This window comes from Pseudomonas eucalypticola, assembly GCF_013374995.1.
GTDB classification, from domain to species: Bacteria; Pseudomonadota; Gammaproteobacteria; order Pseudomonadales; family Pseudomonadaceae; genus Aquipseudomonas; species Aquipseudomonas eucalypticola.
Window position 1 is genome coordinate 4,614,349 of record NZ_CP056030.1, and the last position, 15,312, is coordinate 4,629,660.

Below are 15,312 nucleotides of genomic sequence, written 5' to 3' on the forward strand. Positions count from 1 at the left end.
AGTAACATAGGCAGCAGATTCCGCGATAGCTCAGTCGGTAGAGCAAATGACTGTTAATCATTGGGTCCCAGGTTCGAGTCCTGGTCGCGGAGCCAAACATCACGAAGCCCCTCTTCTAGAGGGGCTTTGTCGTTTCTGGGGCATGGCCCCACCTTGGCCTGAGCCCCTCTGTCATTTGGGTGCGTAAGGCTCCAGCACCGCCTGCCCCTCGTCCTTCAGCACCCACACCAACAACTTGGCCGGCTGGCTGGCACTGGCATTGCGCGACACCAGGTGCACAGTGCCCGCAGGTTCGTACCAGTATTGCCCGGTCTTGTAAGTGACCGGTGGCTGCCCTTGCAGCTGCGACACCACACTACCCTCAAGCACGTACGCCATGACCGAGCCGGGATGGCTATGGGCGGCGGAGGCTTGGCCGGGGGCGTAGGTCACTGTCAACATCATGGCCTGTTTGCCAGGGGCGTTGGGTAGCGCCTGCTGCTGCAGAACCTCAACGTTGTCATGGCCCGCTTCATGGGCGCCGGCCAGGGGGCTGGCGCACAGGAGGGCAAGGGTGAGCGCGGTGATGGCTTTCATCTTCGGAACCTCGAATGGACGCTGAGGTTGACGTTAGGCCCAATTACCCCGAGGGCAAAGAGCCAATGGCGCGGAAGATCAGGTAGCCATTGTGGCCGAGTGCATGGCTGCGAACCCTCAGTCGGCGGGGCACGGACCGATAGCGAAAAACTGGCCGCTGCTCCACACCCCTAGCCAGCGCTGCCCGCGTAGTTCGCGCACCACGGCCAGTTCCACCAACTGGTAGAAGACGTTGCGATGCACCAACGCTTCCAGGTTGCTGCGCACCAGCACGTACGGGGTTGGCTCCTGGGTGTCGGGGTCGATCTCTACCCGCAGAGGATGGTCGGCGTCGGCGACCACGGTGTCTTCCACGTTGGTGACGAAGCGCAACACCTGAGCCTCGCCCTGCCCTTGCACGTCCAGGGTCACCGCGACGAATGGTGCGTCATCGACGGTGATGCCGACTTTCTCCACCGGGGTCACCAGCACATAGTCATCGCCATCACGCCTCAGGATGGTGGAAAACAGCCGCACCATCGGCTTGCGGCCTATCGGCGTGCCCAGGTAGTACCAGGTACCGTCCCGGGCGATGCGCATGTCAATGTGGCCGCAGAAGTCGGGGTTCCACAGGTGCACGGGCGGCAGGCCCTTTTCGCTCTTGGGGATCTGGGCCAGCAGATCATTGGCCTTGCCGGTGCCACTCATGGGGTGCTCCTGTACGACGTTAGGGGCGGCTCATGCCCAGAAGGATACGAGCGTAATCCTCCAACGGTGGCTGGAGCAAATCTTCCGGCTTCTGGTTGTGGATGGAGAACAGCCCACCGCGCATGCGAATGGTAGCGCTGTCGATCAGGTAGCGGGTGTTGGTCTCGATCAGCATCACTTGAATGATGCCGTTGTCCACGCCCAGGCGGTCGACGGCTTCCTGGTCGGACCATTCATCGAAATTGCCGATGCGGTCATCAGCCGCCGCGAAGCGGGTGTACAGCAGGTAACTGGCGCCGGCACTTCGGGCTTCGCCCAAGGCCTGCTCCAGCCCCAGCGGGGCACGGGCGCGACGAACCATGGGAAAGTATTGGATGAAGCCGTCGAACGCAGCTTCAGCCACCACGTTAGGCTTGGGATAAGCGCTGCCCGGCGGGGCGAAAGCGCCCTGGCCAATGTAGATGAACGAATCGGGCTGCAGGCGGAAATTGTTCAGGCGCCGGGTGTTGCTGTGGTTCAGCACCCCGGCGTCGCTCAATTGTTCGCGGGTGGCTTCACCCATGTCGCTGACACTCATGCAGCCGCTCAGCGCCAACAGGGCAAGCAGCAAGACCAGGCTACGCATCTTTCCTCCAGAGGCCGGTGACGGAAAACCGGCGAATAGGCGCGTGATGCAGCTTTTGCGCCAGAATGAGGAAGTTCGATTGCAGAAACCGCTGGCGGCCTGGTCCTTCAAAAAGGGATCAAGCCCGTCAGCCTTTAACCGCCGGTCGGCTCGCTGTCGCGCTTGCGCTTGTTGCCCATGCGCACGCCAATGTCCATCAGGAACTGGAAGAACCCTTCCTGATCCTCCAGCACATTGCTCCAGAACGGCGAGTGGTACAGCGCCACGGCGCCATGTACCAGGGCCCAGGAGGCGCAGTAATGGAAGTATGGCGGCACGTCTTCGAGCTTGCCTTCGCTGATGCGGCCCTTGATGAGCAGGGTCAGGCGTTCGAAGTTCGAGGCGCGGATCTTGTGCAGCTCCTCGACCATCTCCGGTACCTGGTTGCCCTTGACCACTTTCTCTTCCAGGCGATCGAACAGCCGGTAACGCTGCGGGTCGCGCATGCGGAATTCGAAGTAGGCGCGCGACAGGGCTTCCTTGTCACGGTCGACGTCGGCCGAGTGCAGCAGTTCGTTCAAATCGCGCTCGTAGTCGAGCATCAGGCGCAGGTAGATCTCCGCCTTGGACTTGAAGTGCTTGTAGATCGTGCCTTTGCCGATACCCACGGCGTCAGCGATCATCTCCACGGTGACACTGTCTTCACCCTGGTCGAGGAACAGCTTGAGCGCGGTGTCGAGGATTTCCTGCTCTCGGCGACGAAATTCACGGACCTTGCGAGGTTCTTTCTGCATAAGATGAACTGGATCGAAATCGAAGCCCGGTATTATGCCTAAATCGCAGCAAATTGCACGGAAGTTCCAACCAGATTCCTGCCGATTGGCCGAAGCGCGGCTGCTTTTGCCATCAAGTTTTTGACGCTTTGACGGCCATCCTTGCCAAGCGGACTCAATGAGCGGCGACGTATTCCAAATCTGTTTAAAAAATAATCAATCACAGGTGGCGTAGTGCGAAAGGTAGCCAATACTTGAAGTGTCGGCGCGCTCATACCCCCCCAAGTGACACGCCGATAAAGGTGTCAAGGGAACGCACGCCTTTGTTTTACTCCTAATGGTCTTAACCCGGATTCACCCCCCAGAACCCGGGTTTTTTTTGCCTGGGATTCGGTACCTCACGCGCCTTGCAGGTGAGCCAGTGGAAACAGGCGCTTGAAGTTGGCCGTGGTCTGTTCGGCCAACTGTTCGAAGCTCTCGCCCCGCACCAGCGCCAGAAATTCGGCGACTTCACGCACGTATTGCGGCAGGTTGGGCTTGCCCCGGTGCGGGATGGGTGCCAGGTACGGCGAGTCGGTTTCCACCAGCAGACGGTCGGCGGGTACCTGGCGGGCCACGTCGCGCAGGGCGTCGGCATTGCGGAAGGTGACAATGCCGGACAGGGAAATGTAATAGCCCATGTCCAGGGCTGCCTTGGCCATGTCCCAGTCTTCGGTGAAGCAGTGCAGCACGCCCGCCTGGGGCAGTTGCGCCTCGCGCAGCAAGTCCAGGGTGTCAGCGCGGGCACCGCGGGTGTGGATGATCACCGGCTTGCCGGTCAACTTGGCCGCCTCAAGGTGCAGCCGGAACGACGCCTGCTGCAGTTCGGCCGCCTCGGGTTCATAGTGGTAGTCCAGGCCGGTTTCACCGATGGCCACCACGCTCGGGTGGTCCAGCTCATCCAGCAGCCACTGCAGGGCGGGTGCCTCGCCAGGCTTGAGGTCCAGTGGGTGAATACCGACCGAACAGTCTACATCGCTGTAGCGCTCGGCCACCGCCTTCACGGCGCCGGCATTGTCGGCGCTGACGCCGATGCACAGGAAGTGCCCCACCCCGCGGTCACGGGCCGCCTGCAAGGCGGCATCGAGGGAACCGTCGTGCTGGGCCAGGTCCAGACGATCGAGGTGGCAGTGGGAATCGACAAGCATGGGCATGGGCAACTTACATCGTGTGGGTGGGGCGGTCGGACTTGATGGCGCCCGCCAGGTAGGTTTCGATCTTGTTGCGCGCAGTGTTGTCACCATCGTTGAACTGCACGCCGACGCCCGCGGCACGGTTGCCCTGGGCGCCCTTGGGGGTGATCCAGGCCACGCGGCCGGCCACCGGGATTTTTTCCGCCTCATCCATCAGGTTCAGCAGCATGAACAACTCATCACCCAGCTTGTAGCTCTTGGTGGTGGGGATGAACAGCCCGCCGTTCTTGATGAAGGGCATGTAGGCGGCATACAGCACCGATTTGTCCTTGATGGTCAGGGACAGGATGCCGTTGCGCGGGCCGGGACTGACTGGCTGATTCATGGGTACTCCTTGGGTGCGCCTACTTGCCAAGGCCCGCGGGTGCGGGCCCCGCTACGCTGTTCATGACTGCCCGGGCAACCCTGCCCAGGACACCAGCAACGCTTCGAGCAACAACACGCGGTTGAGGTTGGCCTTGGACAGCACCTTCTGGCGCTGGGCCAGAATCCAGTCCTGTACTGCCAACACCTTGCCCTGCCCGCTTTTCTGCGCCAGGTACTGCACCACCTTGCGCATGTCCTGCAAGCCTAACCCCTCTTCATCCTGCGTCAACTGGTAACGCAGGATGAGGTTGGACCAGTCGCAGAACCAGTCGAACAGCAACAACAGGGGAATGGCGTTCCAGGCTTCGGCCAGTTGCGTGGGCGACGTCTGCTGCTTGAGCAACTTCTTCACGCCCTCGACCACCAGGGCCCGCTGCTCGACCACGCCCTGGGCCTGCAGGCTGACCGCCACCAGGGGCGAATCCGCCGCCAGGGTCAGCAGTTCTTCACGCTGTTCATCGCTGCTGTCCGGCAATGCCGTGGCCAGCCAGGCCAGGCTCGTGGCGTGGCTGGGCAGCGGGCAGGCCTGCTGCACGCAGCGGCTCTTGATGGTGGGCAGCAGGCGGCTGGGCTGGTGACTGACCAGCAACAACACGGTGTTGCCCGACGGCTCTTCCAGGCTTTTGAGCAAGGCGTTGGCGGCGTTGATGTTCATGGCCTCCACCGGCTCGATCAGCACCACCTTGCGCCCGCCCAACTGCGCGGTCTGCACCACGAAGCTGACCAGGTCGCGGACCTGGTCGACCTTGATGGCCTTGTCGGCCTCCTCGGGCTCCAGGATGTAGTTGTCCGGGTGGCTGCCGGCGGCGAGCAGGTGGCACGACTTGCACTGGCCGCAGGCCGCCAGGCCAGCAGGGTGCTGGCATAGCAGCAAGGCCATCAGCCGCTCGGCCAGGGCCCGCTTGCCGATACCCTTGGGGCCATGCAACAGGTATGCATGGGCGTGCTGGCCGCGGCCGGCCAGATGCTGCCAGAGGCTGTCCTGCCAGGGGTAGGCCTCAGCCACGGCAGCGTGCCTCGATGGTCGGCAACAGGCTGTCCAGCTGCTGCTGCACCTCGGCCAGGGTCAGCGCCGCATTGACCAGGGTGTAGCGCCCGGGCGCCGCCTGGGCACGCGCCAGGTAGGTGTTGCGCACGGCTTCGAAGAACGCGCGGCCTTCCTGCTCGAACCGGTCCAGGCGCCCACGGGCAGTGGCGCGCGCCAGGCCAACTTCCACGGGCAGGTCGAACACCAGGGTGAGGTCGGGGCGCAGGCTGCCCTGAACGAAATCCTCCAGGCTGGCGATGCGCGCCTGGCTGAGGCCACGGCCGCCGCCCTGGTAGGCATAGGTGGCGTCTTGTATTCGTTCTTGATTGAATGTAAACATGAACTTACTATACACCCTTAAAGCAATATGTAAACATCGTCCAATAACCCTCAAACCCCAAGGAATCCGGGGTCTGGAGCCAGTTTTGCCCACTATCATCGGCCTTGCCGCGATTGCGCGCTCAGGGAAAGACACTGTCGCCTCAATGCTCCTTGAGCACGGTGACGTAGCAGCGTACGCCCTGGCGGACCCTCTGAAATTGGGGTGCCAATCGCTCTTCGGTCTTACTGATGAAGAGACATGGTCGGACGACCTGAAAGAGAAACAGATTCCGGCTTGGGGAATGTCCCCACGCCAAATGTTCCAGCGCGTCGGAACGGAATTTTTGCGCGATCATAACCCAGACCACTGGCTACTGCGCGCTGATCGGCATTTGAACCACCCGAAACCAGAGTCAGAGCCAGCCCTATCTCCTTCCGCCGAGCCCGCTCAATCCTCTTCCTTTATAGAAGCAGCAGTCGTACCCGCAACCAGCTCAGCAGCGAAACCATCAGGAACACCTGCGGAGATACCAGATCTGGCAACCGCCTCCATCTGGCTGGCCGTGCAGTCGATTTGGGGGATCACAGACCAGCAAGCGTTCGAACCCGCATCCCGAGACGCTACCGATCCTTATTGGTCACTAACGCCAAACGAGATGTATGGCGTACTTGAACACTACTTGGATAAATACTTCCCAAACTATGAGGAAGTGCGAAACAAGCTCCCATTGCAACTACCAACCAGAAGCCTCACCCCAACAGAAGGCAAAACCAAGTTCATCATCAAAGACATTCGCTTTGAGAACGAAGCCGACTTCTGGCGCAGCCATAACGGCGTGATCTGGCATATCATCAGGCACAACGCGGCCAAGGTTAACGCTCACACATCAGAAGCAGGAATAAAAGTTCAACAGGGTGATACCACCATTAAAAATAATGGTACACTTGAAGAACTTAGACTAAAAGTGGACTTGGCCTGGACCAACGTCCATTCCTGATTGAGCCAAGACCAATGGACGTAAATGAAGTACTCGACATCGCCACAGTCGAAGCACGCTGTGGCATGTTGCTGAGAGCCCCCTACCTGAACCATCCGTATTACAGCAGCACTTCCAACCTGTGCATAACGCTACATTACATCTTCATGCGCTATGCACCCACGGTTGTAGCCGAAAACGGCTATCGACTTTCAAGAGCGATCTGCATCTTTTTCGACTACCTAACCGAACAGCGCGAAATTACGCCAGTCGCGCTTCAGCCCACTGAGTTCTCCGATATCTCTATCGAGGTTCTGTTGGGATACCAAGACTATCTGCACCGCAATAAAATGCCCATCTCCAACGCGGAAAAAATGAAGAGTGCATTCGGTGCGGTTGCGAAGCAGCACGGCACCATCCCCCTTCTGCTCTTCCCAGTGATCAACCGCCCCCCTAGCAAGAAGACCGAGCCCTTGAGCGATGATGCGTACGAGGGCCTCAAGACCGCGCTGATCACGCACATCGACAAGCTGTACGAGAAACTCGAATACCGCAAGGTCGTTGAGCGTGCGACAGCCTACGAGTACCACTCAATCCCTCCAAATGATCCTGATAACCCGCTCCCGGTGCGAGCCTGGAACATCGATCATGCCCGCAGTTTGAAAACGCTGACTGAACTCGGCTTCCCAATGGGGATTCCTCTCGACATTTTGTCCGAAAGCATGAGTCGCCCCCGCATCAACGGCTATAGCCGAGATTGCGATACTATTCTTAAAGCCCTCATGTACAAATACATTATCTGCGCAGGCACAGAAGGCCACATCAAGCTCGACGACCTGTTAGATAAATACTATCCAACCTCAATGGACCAAGCGGCGATTGTCGTATTCCTGCTCCTTCAATCTGGATGGAATAAAGAGACTGTTATCGGAATTGACGAGTCTGACTTTGAGCACGTCCTGACGGGTTCAATTGACGAGGGTCTTGCGGTTATTTTTTCAGAAAAGTATCGCTCGCAAGGCCTGGACAAGCCGTACGAGGCGCCGAAGACTATTACTGCATCAAGTAATCGTGAGGATCGCTATTCGATCTACAGCCTTATTATTTTGGCCCAAAAACTATCCGCACCATTGAAAGGATATCCATTCGACACCAATCCATTCCAAAAGGCTTGGGAAGAGCGTAATCCGCTTTTTCTATTCCTGAGAGCGAATGGGGACTGGTTCAAAAATGGAAGTCGCCACTCCTCCGTTTCGGTGCTTCGAGCTTATGTCGTTGGCATTGAGCACTTCTTGAAAGAATACGAAGTCATCGAAGATGGTAAGAGACTGCTACGAGCAGCCGACATTACCAAGAGGCTCAGACCAACCTGGTCCCTTCACAAAAAGCAGACCACGCCACTGAGCATGATTGCCACCCATTTTGGCCACGAGTCTACGTCCACAACCGACGTGCACTACGACAGCTCCGGTGCCGCGATGAAAGAGCGCCGCGAGCGGCTGCGGGATGAGCTTGAGGCGGTCGTCACGCTACTGGTGAACCGGCAGTTCACCGGGCTGATGAGCAAAAAAGCCAATGCCCAGGCAAGCGCCCAGATCAAATTCTTTACCATCCCCGGCAAAGACCGCCCACTGTGGGGCTGCGAGGATCAGTACGCCCCAGATTGGCTTGGCCACGAGAGTTTCATTGAGCCTGGCAGCAAATGCTTCCAGCTTGATAAATGCATTGGCTGCTCGAAAATCCGGCTTTATGAGGACTCACTGCCGTACCTGATGGAGCGCCAGTCGCACATTGAGTATGAGCTTGAGAACGAAAGCAAAGGGCCCCGTACATCAGACTTGGAGTGGGAAAAGGACATTCTGGAGTCGCTCATCGACGATATGGCCGATGAAGACCTGATCAAAGACGCCGCGCGCTACCGTCGTCGCAACGCACCGCTTCTCCCCCGAGACATGTCCAGTTTGCGTCTGATTTTTGAGGAGGAGTCGGCCAATGTCTGATTATTTGGAAGAACAGGAACGCCTGATCGCCGAGTTCGAATCCGATGCCGAAGAAGCTGCCATGGAGGCTTTTGAAGCACTCCTGGAGGAAACCGCTGGGCGTATTGACACTGCCAAGCATGGGCTGCTCAGCAAGCTGGCACTTTTCCCAGATGGAGACTTCCCAGTCTCGCTCTACTCTGAGTACCGCGATGCAGTCTGGACGATGACAGACGAAACGAAGGGGAGGCCCGTTCGGATCCGTTTCGAGCTGGAAATGCCTGGCCTGAGCGAGCTGAAGCGTGCACTTACCTACCATCTACTACCAGCGTTCACTCCGTTTGCGCGAATCAAGTCGTTTACATCCAGCAAATCAAAAGCACACGACTTTCGCTTCATCGAGATGTATCTACTCGCGCCAAATAGGCTGAGCGCGATTCCTGAGCACCTTCAGCTCATCACGCTGCCCATGCTCAACCAAGCCCTGGATGACGCGAAGGACAGTGGCAAACCCAGCCATTACACCGGCTTGTTCTTTACGCTGCGGTTCTGGCACTCGCTGTCAGCGCACAAGCTGATCCCTGAGGAGCTGCGCCTCTCTCCAGAACTGAGTGGAATCGACACTCGCGAGCGCCACAAGGACGTACAGGACACATTTTCCGGTTCATTGCAGACCTGGGTCCCGTTCTCGGAAGGCGAGCTGGAAAAGCTGGTGAACTATGCTCTTTTCTGGATCAATGACGCTGCACCCCGCCTGTTGGAGGCTCGCGCCCTCCTCATGGAGAATGGCCTTGATCAGATGGTTAGAGGCAAGATCAGGCGCACCAGTCGTCAGACTGACTTCGAAAATGCCTTGGCCATCGAGATTAATGGCACAGAAGTGCTGAATTACTCCATGACAGAAGGAGAGCACGGCGGTGCTCACGTATACAGCTACTTCTGGATCAAGAACTTTTCGCAGGCCATCGACAAGGTCCGAAACGCGGTATTCGTATTCGTCGCTCTTGTGACTGGCATGCGCAAAACCGAGCTGGGACTTTTGACGTTTGATGACGTCGTCGAGGATCAGGCTGGCCTGTACTGGATTGATATCACTCGGTTCAAAACCACAACCGATGCCAACTACCACGGAGAGACCGAACGACTGCCCCTCCCCCGATTTGTCGGCGAGAGCGTTAAGGCGCTCAAAACCCTGCGCAGCTTCTGGACCTTCTACAGAAACGGTTTCATCTTCCAGACCACCTACAACACAACGCCGGTGACCAACGAGAAGCCGCTTCTTCCCCCTGCGATCATTGTCGAGCTGGAGGAAGAGACTGGTATCGACCGCATCCATGCGCATCGTTTCCGCAAGACCATTGCCGAGATCCTGATTCATCGAAGCGAGCGCAACATCGACCTCATTCGGATGCTCTTCGGGCACCATAGCTACGCGATGACACTGCGGTACATCTCCCGCAACCCTTACCTCGTTCGCGGTGTGGCCCAGGCTCTGGAAGAGAGTTACTCGAAAGAGTTTCATGAAATCGTGTCAGCGGTTCGGGACGGCGGATTCTCTGGCGACGCGGCAGATCGTTTGGCACAGCAAATCTCTCGCCGTCCAGAAGACTTCAAAGGCAAGCGCTTGAAGGTGTCAATCCTGGTTTACGTGAGCCACCTGCTAAGCGCGGGTAGCCCGATCTATGTGGGTCGCACAGCGGTGGGTACGTACTGCGTGTCTGGTGATGAATTCGACGAGACCAACCTTCCTCCCTGCCTGGTGGGAAGGCAGCGGCCTGAAGGCCGAATTCGGCCAGATCCGGGGTATTGTCAGAATGAGTGCCGTAATGCGGTCGTCATCGGTAAGGCTGAGCAGGCCCTGGAAGAGAACGTGCGCTTCTACGAGACCCTGCTGGAGAACGGGAGCAGCTCGATGACCGTGCGGTCCAGGCAGCGCATCCAGGCCAAAATTGACGCGCACAAACGCCATCTCAACAACCTGCACAACACTGAAGTCGCGAAGTCGTTGCAGATCCCGCTGCTTGAGGTGTCGTGATGGAAATGAACGACACTCGGCGAGTCCTGATCGACCTCATCGCTGAACACCAGGCATCGAACCCCAGCGTCAAGCTGGGGGTCGGCGAGCTTTCGGAGAGAGCCGGAATCTCACGCCAGGCGTTCAATCGTTACTACGGTGATCTCAAGGACTACGCATGGGGCATCAAGCCCATCGGTGACCTGCTGGTCGATACCGATCATGACCGGACCAAGGATCTGATCAACCAGAACCAGGCCAGCCTGAAAGAGCTTCAGCAGCAGATGTCCCGGCTGAGTGCCGATCATGAAAAAGAGATGGAGAAGACTGTCGACTCCTACATCACTTCGCTGATGGTCAACGACATCACACTCCATGGGGCGAACGATATCCGGGTGACGCTGGAGAAGCAGACGCTTTACAACCTGGAGCTGAAAAAGCAGATCAACCAGCTTGAGATCGACCTCTCCAGGGCGAAGCAAACCACTGCACTGAAGAATATTGCTGTGGTGCCTGGCGCAGGCGCAAACACCAATGCTGGTTCGGATGCAGGCGCCAGCCAGCGGGGCGAGAAGGTCAAGGTCGATGTGGATCTTACAAAGGCGTATGCCGCGTATGCATCGACTAAATCGCTGGATGAGTATGAGGACAAGAAAGATATTGCAATCAACGCTGCCACGCGCAGCATCAACAAGCTCGCCACCGACAAAAGCTGCACCATCGTTCTGTTTGCAGAGCGCTACATTTGCCGGTTCGGCGTGTTTTTTGATCGCTATCAACCGACCGACGATGGCCTTCACATCGTGGTTCGTGTCCCCATTTTCGATGGCACCGAACTCAAGACATTCGTCTCGACTCTGGCACCCGCATCAGCGATCCATATCCACATTCCGTTCATGGCATCTGTGGGTGATTTCAATCTTCAACGCAGCTTTTTCTTCAACCGCATCCCTGAGTTTGAACTGAAGTATGCCGACGCTGCGGACCCTATCAGCATCACCATGGACAGGATCGATCAAGTTATTCACTTCAAGCCGAAGCAAGGTGACTGATCATGCTAACCATCAAGCGAAAACTGCTGGATTATCATTGCCCCTCCTTGGGAAGGCAGGTCACCCACTACGCCCTGATCGCACAGCTGCCCAAGAAAAAACTGCTGCTTAGCCATCCCAACCTGTTCCTCTACGACACCACACGCTCATCCGAGAAAACGTCGTCTCGGTACTCAAGCGTTATCTCGATGTTCTACAAATTCCTCTCGACAGAAGAGAAATTCAAGGACCTTGATCCATCGCAGTATCATGCTGTAGTCGACAACCTGGACCTGAAGCGTTGGCAGCTCGCAAGGCAAATTGCCAGAGTGGCAAAGCAAAGCCTCAAACCGACCTCAGAGACCATTTTTGAGGATGCGAAGATCGTGCTGGTGTTTTGTCACTGGCTGAATCTCAAGGGCTATCGAACCAACGTCAAGGTCGAGATCAAAACCCATACCGCTAACTTCAAGCGGAACAGCCTCTTGGCGTATGTGCAGGCCAAAGCGCGAACCTCCATCAAAGCCAAGAATATTCAGGCGCTCGACAAAGAAGCCAGGCAACGACAGAGGCGTACGCTCATCACGGCTTCAGAAATCAAGACGTATTTGCAGGCATTCACCGACCCCGTGTACCCAGTCCTGTTCAAGCTCGCGCTTGGCACGGCGATGCGTCCCATGGACCTGTGCACAGTGCCATACCTCGGAAACGGCGCGAACGCTCACATCATGCCGTATTCCGAAATGGACCAGGAGCCGACGCTCTTTAACTTCACCGTGTATGGCAGTAAGGGAAACAAGACACGGACCATCAAGATTCATCGAGACGACCTGCGAGTGCTAGACGAGCAGTACATCCAGCCCTACTACGACGAGCGACGGAAAAAATACAAGAAGAGGTTCGGGGAGGACTGTCCATTGGACATCTTGTTCCTGAACGCGCAAGGCCTTCCGGTCACTCCCGAGAAGATCTCTTCACGGGGTAACGCTGCGAAGGACAAGGCCGTAGCTAAGGACAAGGCGTTTCGAGCGTCACTCAATTTCTACGAGTCGCGTCATTGGTGGCCGACGATGTTTCTCATTAGCTACTTCAAGGAGGACTTGCTGACGTCTTCCGCCGACGTGCTCTGGGCAGCCTGCGGAGAGGCTCTCGTCCAGCAGATGGGCCATGAAGACGTCTCGACAACATTCGCTCACTACATCGATATGGGGCGGGTCGTGATGATGGCGAACAAAGGCAAGATGACGGAGCTGATCACCCAGGCACACAACAGCGTGCACTCGTTTATCGACACAGTGACCACGGGCAACCTGATCCTGGACTGAGAGCGGCAGCACGGTTTGAGTTATGGACAGCAAGCTGGGAGTGAGGACCACCAGCCCCTCCCCTGGCCTACTCCAGCGCGAAGCGCTGATTTCTTCAGTCACATGCCAGCTCAAGGTTCGCGTTCTGATATTCGCCCAACGTATAGGGTGCGGCCCGCGATAGAATCCTCAATCCATTGAACACGATCCAGCCAAGGAAGGGAGAATGACTTGAGTGTGGAAATCAGCTTCGACCATGAACTCGCAGTTGCCAGCATCCAATTGGCCGGTTGGGCTCCGGAGCTGGTCGATCATGTAGGGCGCTATTTTGATATCCAGGAGGGCATGATTCGACTGGACTACGCCCACCTATCTGGTGAGGAAGCCAGCGCTTCACTCTTTTGGAGCGACTGGACCAGTAACGAACGACAGCAGCTTGAATTCGAACTCAACGCTGCCGCACAGGAAGGGCCTATTGCAACGTCCTTAGTGCTCCTGGGGCGCGGAAAGAGTGGAATCAAGAATTCGTCGTCAATCTTGGATCAGAACACCTACCAGTCGGCTATGGAAGCGTTCCGGAAGGACATGCTTAACACCGAGTCGCAGGGTTTGCGTGCAATCATTCTGGCTGAGATCGCTCCCCGTCTACGTTGGACCAAGCATCTACTCGGCACAAGCTCAAAGGACCGGGCCAGCTTTCTGAAAGATCGCCAGCTGATGTCAGCGCTTGTTAGTAGAACGTCAAAAGACGACTGCATCGCAGCCCTTAAGCTAGTCATTACCGAAAACAGCCGGGAAAACTGGGCTTTTGAGCAGTTGGCCGCGCTGCACTCGGAACATTTGCTCGACCAGCTGACGGATTTTTTCAATAACCCTTCGAACAATCCGCACGGGCTGGATCGCCATTTTCTCTGCTCGCTCTATGCGAATTCACTGATGATCCAGAATGATCGACGTGCCTGCGAGCTGGTTCTTGATCAAGTCAACCCGATAGTTTTCTCTCAGCTGATCCAACATTGTCATACGCTCGCAGCAGACGATGTCCGCAAGCTATTCCTTGATTGGCGTGCTCAGTCAAAGGCAGGAAAAAAAGACGACTTCAGAGAACCCGTCGCTAAAGCCTGCTTGACGCTTGCCAAGCTTTTGAACGGCCCCCTACCTTCAGACCTTGCGCTTGCCGCAGCATGGCACGGGTTCGTGGAGCCAAATCAGTCCAGCCAACAAAGCGTCATTGAAAGCCTCAAAGAACTGCCAACCGGGATGTGGGACCAAGGATCGCTGTGGAGTCAATTGGGCCCTGCGGCCCGCGAAGCATGGCGGCATGATCTGTTTGGTCACGTGATAGGAAGGCAAGAGCTGGCCCAAGGCCTCTTGAGTTTTTCCTGCCTGTGGCTCCCGCAGGAAGCGTTCGCCGAAGTTGAGCCTGTACTTCTCCAATTGATAGCTGATCACGATCACCTAACCTTCGCGACCGAACTTGCCCGCACTGGCCCAAGGCAAGTGCAGCTACGGGCGAAAGGGCTTGTTCGGCAAAAGCTGGAGGTATTGGACTTCGAGGTGCCACAAGGCCAAAGCGAAGATGCTACGGCGATGCCGAGTCTCAATGCCACAACTTGGTTATGTGATCCTTCCGTGGAACGAGTTATCCATAAGGCCCTAAGTCGGGCGGAAGAGGAATTTTGTAGCGAGTACTCGGCGACTTGGGGAGAAGACGAGGAGGCCCACACAGCGCGGCTGTTGAGCCTTACACAGGTTGCGGTTGGTAATGCTAGCCGCCAGTTGCATCAGCTCTCTTCCATGACGCGGTCTAAATATCCCAGCCTGTCGGTGGCGGTTCGTCAGCCCAGTAAGCGCGAGGAAGGGGCCGTTACCCATGCCGGTGCTCCTCTTGGAGCCGACGTGCTATTTCTGACCCGCATCATGGATAACGGCAAACCGGTGATCCAGCGGGCTACCCTCGTCCAGGTGAAAAAACGCTTCGGCACTGCTTCAGGGAAGGGATTTAGCTCGAAGATAGGCATCGATCTGGAACAGTGCCAGAACATGCTGACGCAGACGGAACACGCCTACTACCTGATCGCAACCCCGGCCTCGACACCTTCGGTGCTCTGGGTCGCCCCAGCCAGGCTGGTACGGAACTTGACCCAATTGGGCACGAGCAAAACCTCTGTCGACGCAGCTCAGGTTCGAGATGCCAGTTGCTCCTTTGCGGACTTTTTCTTGTACAGCTTGGTAGGCCTGTGGGCAGGCGACGAACATGAGGAGGTGGTCGCTCTCGCCCACGGTGATCCCCGGCTTGGACGAACGCCTCGCTACATCGTCGAAATTGAAATTCGCCGCCAACCTAATGATTGATGCCAGCAGCCGCCCCTTACCTCGATCTGAGACTGACCAGGAATGGAGCGGGAAGCGTTAAAAGGC

The 15,312-nt window shown here is 57.1% G+C and carries 13 protein-coding genes, 1 tRNA gene and 1 pseudogene; 7 read left to right on the forward strand and 8 right to left on the reverse strand.

Annotated features, from left to right (window positions below):
* Positions 1 to 19: 19 nt before the first annotated feature.
* Positions 20 to 95, forward strand: a tRNA-Asn gene (locus HWQ56_RS20460).
* Positions 96 to 171: 76 nt separating this feature from the next.
* On the opposite strand, the gene HWQ56_RS20465 is transcribed toward HWQ56_RS20460, so the two are convergent.
* The 8 genes and pseudogenes from HWQ56_RS20465 to HWQ56_RS20500 form a co-directional block, all read right to left on the reverse strand.
* Positions 172 to 576 carry a cupin domain-containing protein gene (locus HWQ56_RS20465; RefSeq protein WP_176571637.1) on the reverse strand — a complete coding sequence of 135 codons (405 nt, stop codon included), beginning with the start codon at positions 574 to 576 and terminating at the stop codon, positions 172 to 174.
* A gap of 117 nt (positions 577 to 693) precedes the next feature.
* A complete protein-coding gene (locus HWQ56_RS20470) occupies positions 694 to 1,263 on the reverse strand; it encodes a DUF1285 domain-containing protein (protein ID WP_176571638.1) in 570 nt (189 codons plus the stop codon).
* Between the two features lie 19 nt (positions 1,264 to 1,282).
* Positions 1,283 to 1,888: a DUF4823 domain-containing protein gene (locus HWQ56_RS20475; protein WP_158155967.1), complete on the reverse strand. Its 606-nt coding sequence runs from the start codon at positions 1,886 to 1,888 to the stop codon at positions 1,283 to 1,285.
* 134 nt (positions 1,889 to 2,022) lie between these two features.
* Complete coding sequence (locus HWQ56_RS20480) at positions 2,023 to 2,661, reverse strand: TetR/AcrR family transcriptional regulator (RefSeq protein WP_158155969.1); 639 nt, start codon at positions 2,659 to 2,661, stop codon at positions 2,023 to 2,025.
* 377 nt (positions 2,662 to 3,038) lie between these two features.
* The gene (locus HWQ56_RS20485) at positions 3,039 to 3,827 is read right to left on the reverse strand and encodes a TatD family hydrolase (protein ID WP_176572450.1); all 789 of its coding nucleotides are present in this window, start codon (positions 3,825 to 3,827) and stop codon (positions 3,039 to 3,041) included.
* Positions 3,828 to 3,840: 13 nt separating this feature from the next.
* Positions 3,841 to 4,197 carry a PilZ domain-containing protein gene (locus HWQ56_RS20490; RefSeq protein ID WP_158155973.1) on the reverse strand — a complete coding sequence of 119 codons (357 nt, stop codon included), beginning with the start codon at positions 4,195 to 4,197 and terminating at the stop codon, positions 3,841 to 3,843.
* A 60-nt stretch (positions 4,198 to 4,257) separates the two neighbouring features.
* Positions 4,258 to 5,244, reverse strand: a complete 987-nt coding sequence (locus HWQ56_RS20495; protein WP_158155975.1) for a DNA polymerase III subunit delta' — start codon at positions 5,242 to 5,244, stop codon at positions 4,258 to 4,260.
* Positions 5,237 to 5,587 (reverse strand): annotated as a pseudogene (locus HWQ56_RS20500) (dTMP kinase); the annotation flags it as partial. The pseudogene HWQ56_RS20500 and the gene HWQ56_RS20495, both read right to left, overlap by 8 nt.
* Before the next feature lie 103 nt (positions 5,588 to 5,690).
* Between HWQ56_RS20500 and HWQ56_RS20505 the strand changes: the two are divergent.
* The 6 genes from HWQ56_RS20505 to HWQ56_RS20530 all read left to right on the forward strand — a co-directional run bounded on the left by HWQ56_RS20505 (position 5,691) and on the right by HWQ56_RS20530 (position 15,246).
* Positions 5,691 to 6,584, forward strand: coding sequence for a deoxynucleotide monophosphate kinase family protein (locus tag HWQ56_RS20505; protein ID WP_176571639.1), 894 nt, complete (start codon positions 5,691 to 5,693; stop codon positions 6,582 to 6,584).
* A gap of 14 nt (positions 6,585 to 6,598) precedes the next feature.
* Positions 6,599 to 8,563 carry a hypothetical protein gene (locus HWQ56_RS20510; protein WP_176571640.1) on the forward strand — a complete coding sequence of 655 codons (1,965 nt, stop codon included), beginning with the start codon at positions 6,599 to 6,601 and terminating at the stop codon, positions 8,561 to 8,563.
* On the forward strand, positions 8,556 to 10,577 hold the full coding sequence (locus HWQ56_RS20515; RefSeq protein WP_176571641.1) for a tyrosine-type recombinase/integrase: 2,022 nt from the start codon (positions 8,556 to 8,558) through the stop codon (positions 10,575 to 10,577). The genes HWQ56_RS20510 and HWQ56_RS20515 overlap by 8 nt, the downstream gene beginning before the upstream one ends.
* On the forward strand, positions 10,577 to 11,608 hold the full coding sequence (locus HWQ56_RS20520) for a hypothetical protein (protein ID WP_176571642.1): 1,032 nt from the start codon (positions 10,577 to 10,579) through the stop codon (positions 11,606 to 11,608). Before HWQ56_RS20515 ends, HWQ56_RS20520 begins: the two co-directional genes overlap by 1 nt.
* A gap of 2 nt (positions 11,609 to 11,610) precedes the next feature.
* Positions 11,611 to 12,912 (forward strand): site-specific integrase, encoded by a 1,302-nt coding sequence (locus tag HWQ56_RS20525; protein ID WP_176571643.1) that lies wholly within the window; start codon positions 11,611 to 11,613, stop codon positions 12,910 to 12,912.
* Positions 12,913 to 13,122: 210 nt separating this feature from the next.
* Positions 13,123 to 15,246, forward strand: coding sequence for a hypothetical protein (locus tag HWQ56_RS20530; protein ID WP_176571644.1), 2,124 nt, complete (start codon positions 13,123 to 13,125; stop codon positions 15,244 to 15,246).
* Positions 15,247 to 15,312: the final 66 nt, after the last annotated feature.

What these genes read in the sequence shown, in the direction of transcription:
- HWQ56_RS20465 (WP_176571637.1), bottom strand. Translation starts at nt 576, where the DNA reads ATGAAAGCCATCACCGCGCTCACCCTTGCCCTCCTGTGCGCCAGCCCC.
- HWQ56_RS20470 (WP_176571638.1), bottom strand. Translation starts at nt 1,263, where the DNA reads ATGAGTGGCACCGGCAAGGCCAATGATCTGCTGGCCCAGATCCCCAAG.
- HWQ56_RS20475 (WP_158155967.1), bottom strand. Translation starts at nt 1,888, where the DNA reads ATGCGTAGCCTGGTCTTGCTGCTTGCCCTGTTGGCGCTGAGCGGCTGC.
- HWQ56_RS20480 (WP_158155969.1), bottom strand. Translation starts at nt 2,661, where the DNA reads ATGCAGAAAGAACCTCGCAAGGTCCGTGAATTTCGTCGCCGAGAGCAG.
- HWQ56_RS20485 (WP_176572450.1), bottom strand. Translation starts at nt 3,827, where the DNA reads ATGCTTGTCGATTCCCACTGCCACCTCGATCGTCTGGACCTGGCCCAG.
- HWQ56_RS20490 (WP_158155973.1), bottom strand. Translation starts at nt 4,197, where the DNA reads ATGAATCAGCCAGTCAGTCCCGGCCCGCGCAACGGCATCCTGTCCCTG.
- HWQ56_RS20510 (WP_176571640.1), top strand. Translation starts at nt 6,599, where the DNA reads ATGGACGTAAATGAAGTACTCGACATCGCCACAGTCGAAGCACGCTGT.
- HWQ56_RS20515 (WP_176571641.1), top strand. Translation starts at nt 8,556, where the DNA reads ATGTCTGATTATTTGGAAGAACAGGAACGCCTGATCGCCGAGTTCGAA.
- HWQ56_RS20520 (WP_176571642.1), top strand. Translation starts at nt 10,577, where the DNA reads ATGGAAATGAACGACACTCGGCGAGTCCTGATCGACCTCATCGCTGAA.
- HWQ56_RS20525 (WP_176571643.1), top strand. Translation starts at nt 11,611, where the DNA reads ATGCTAACCATCAAGCGAAAACTGCTGGATTATCATTGCCCCTCCTTG.